Source organism: Polaribacter sp. (genome assembly GCF_965656025.1).
Lineage (GTDB): Bacteria > Bacteroidota > Bacteroidia > Flavobacteriales > Flavobacteriaceae > Polaribacter.
Genome location: NZ_CBFHJT010000006.1, coordinates 3957 through 5888, shown reverse-complemented (window position 1 = coordinate 5888; position 1932 = coordinate 3957). Strand labels below are relative to the sequence as shown.

Annotated in this window: 3 protein-coding genes and 1 pseudogene; all 4 read left to right on the top strand. The window is 28.2% G+C overall.

The window, feature by feature from the left end; all coding sequences use genetic code 11:
* A pseudogene (locus ACTG3S_RS01930) lies at nucleotides 1-302 on the top strand (NAD(P)/FAD-dependent oxidoreductase); the annotation flags it as partial.
* Complete coding sequence (locus ACTG3S_RS01925; protein ID WP_439127690.1) at nucleotides 299-607, top strand: hypothetical protein; 309 nt, start codon at nucleotides 299-301, stop codon at nucleotides 605-607. The pseudogene ACTG3S_RS01930 and the gene ACTG3S_RS01925, both read left to right, overlap by 4 nt.
* Nucleotide 608: 1 nt before the next feature.
* Nucleotides 609-962: a hypothetical protein gene (locus tag ACTG3S_RS01920; RefSeq protein ID WP_439127689.1), complete on the top strand. Its 354-nt coding sequence runs from the start codon at nucleotides 609-611 to the stop codon at nucleotides 960-962.
* Entirely contained in the window at nucleotides 959-1876 is a 918-nt protein-coding gene (locus tag ACTG3S_RS01915; RefSeq protein WP_439127688.1) for an AraC family transcriptional regulator, read from the top strand. Before ACTG3S_RS01920 ends, ACTG3S_RS01915 begins: the two co-directional genes overlap by 4 nt.
* Nucleotides 1877-1932 lie beyond the last annotated feature (56 nt).

Genomic DNA, 1932 nt, shown 5'->3' with positions numbered 1-1932 from the left:
AAAATATTTTAGCAAAACTATTCAACAAAAAAGAAACACCTTTTATATATAATGATAAAGGTTCTATGGCTACTATTGGAAGAAACAAAGCAGTAGTAGATTTAAAGAAATGGAAATTTCAAGGAATTTTTGCTTGGTTTGTATGGATGTTTGTGCATTTATTTTCTTTGATCGGTTTTAGAAACAAAGCCATTGTATTTTTAAATTGGGTGTATAATTATATTCGTTTTGATAGGGAAACGCGTTTGATTATTAGACCTTTTAAAAAGAAAAATAAATACTCTTTTGAAAAAGAAATATGAGTGAAAAAAGAATTATAAAATGCCCAAATTGTGGAGTTTTCAATACCAATAAAGAGTATTGTACTAATTGCAATACGCTAATTTCTCATCAGAAAAAAAGAGAATTAAAAGAACAAGATAGCAAACAACAAAGAGTTGAAGAAGCTATTTACGAAAAGGAAAATCCTAAGTTAGCAGAACGTTTAAAAAAACATCCTTTTTTCTTGTATAGAATTGCAGGTTGGATTTTATATTCTGCAATTATGGTGGTAAGCGCCATTGGCGCTGGTTTAGCTTGGTTTATTGCTATGATAGCTGCTGGTTAGCATGAAAAACATACTTTTTAAATATGTGCTATTTTCGCTGTTTTTAGGAACTTTTATTTATTTTTCTTCCTATTTCAACCTACAACTTCCTAGCATTATTCGGTTTTATCTTAACGATTTTTTAATCATTCCGATTGTATTGTATTTTTCTCTATGGGTTTTAAAACAAACCAAAAACAACCCCAATTATAAAATACCTTTAGCTATAATTTTATACTTGTGTTTTTTATACAGCATTCTTTTTGAATTTGTTTTTCCTAATTATTTAGCAAGATATACCAAAGACTATATAGATATTCTTTTATACTTTGCAGGCGGATTTGTTTTTTACAAACTACAAAAAATAGATAAATGAAAGTTTCAAAAATTGCCAAAGAAAATATTGCTCGTTTAAATTTGGCGATACAATTTATTGAAGATAATTTATCAGAAAAATTAAGTTTAGAAATTATTTCAGAAAAAGCATACTTCTCCCCTTTTCATTTTCATCGTTTGTTTTCTATAGTGATTAAAGAAACTCCCAATAACTACATCAGTAGAAAAAGATTAGAAAAAGCAGCTTCTTATTTTTTACATCAGAAAGAAAAAACAATTACAGAGGTATCAGAAGCTGTTGGTTTTGGTAATTTATCTTCTTTCTCTAAAGCTTTTAAAAAGTTTTATGGTATTTCCCCTAATCAATTTAGAGCAGAAAGTCCTGATAAGTATAGCAAGGTTAGCAAAACAGAAAGCAAGATTGGAAAAGTAAGCGTAACTTTTGAGCAATACATTTGCAATATCAATAACGCTTTAAATTGGTTACAAATGAATGCAAAAACAGAAATTAAAATGACACCCAGATTAGATTTGGCCTATATTTCTCACAAAGGAAAAATGGAAGCTATTGGCAGTATTTTTAACAGATTGGTTAAATGGGCTACACCAAAAGGATTGATAAACGAACAAACCAAAATGGTTACTATATATCATGATAGTCCTAAAATTACAGATCCGAATAATTTAAGAATGAGTGCTTGTATTGTAGTAAATGAGCCCATAGAAATTGATGGAGAAATTAATTTAAAGGTTTTAGCACCCACAAAATGTATTGTTTCACGTTTCAAAATTACGCCTTTTCAATTCCAACAAGCTTGGGAATCTTGTTTTGCTTTTATGATAGAAAATAGCTACAAAAAATCTGAAGTTGTACCTTTTGAAATTTATCATAACAATGCTGCTGAACACCCAGAAAATAAATTTACTGTAGATTTATGTATTCCTATTTTGTAGAATTACAATTCATCATTTAAAAATTACAACTCAGTATTTCTTTTTATTTTTTAATT

Coding starts and splice junctions, on each gene's coding strand:
- ACTG3S_RS01925 (WP_439127690.1), top strand. CDS start 299: ATGAGTGAAAAAAGAATTATAAAATGCCCAAATTGTGGAGTTTTCAAT.
- ACTG3S_RS01920 (WP_439127689.1), top strand. CDS start 609: ATGAAAAACATACTTTTTAAATATGTGCTATTTTCGCTGTTTTTAGGA.
- ACTG3S_RS01915 (WP_439127688.1), top strand. CDS start 959: ATGAAAGTTTCAAAAATTGCCAAAGAAAATATTGCTCGTTTAAATTTG.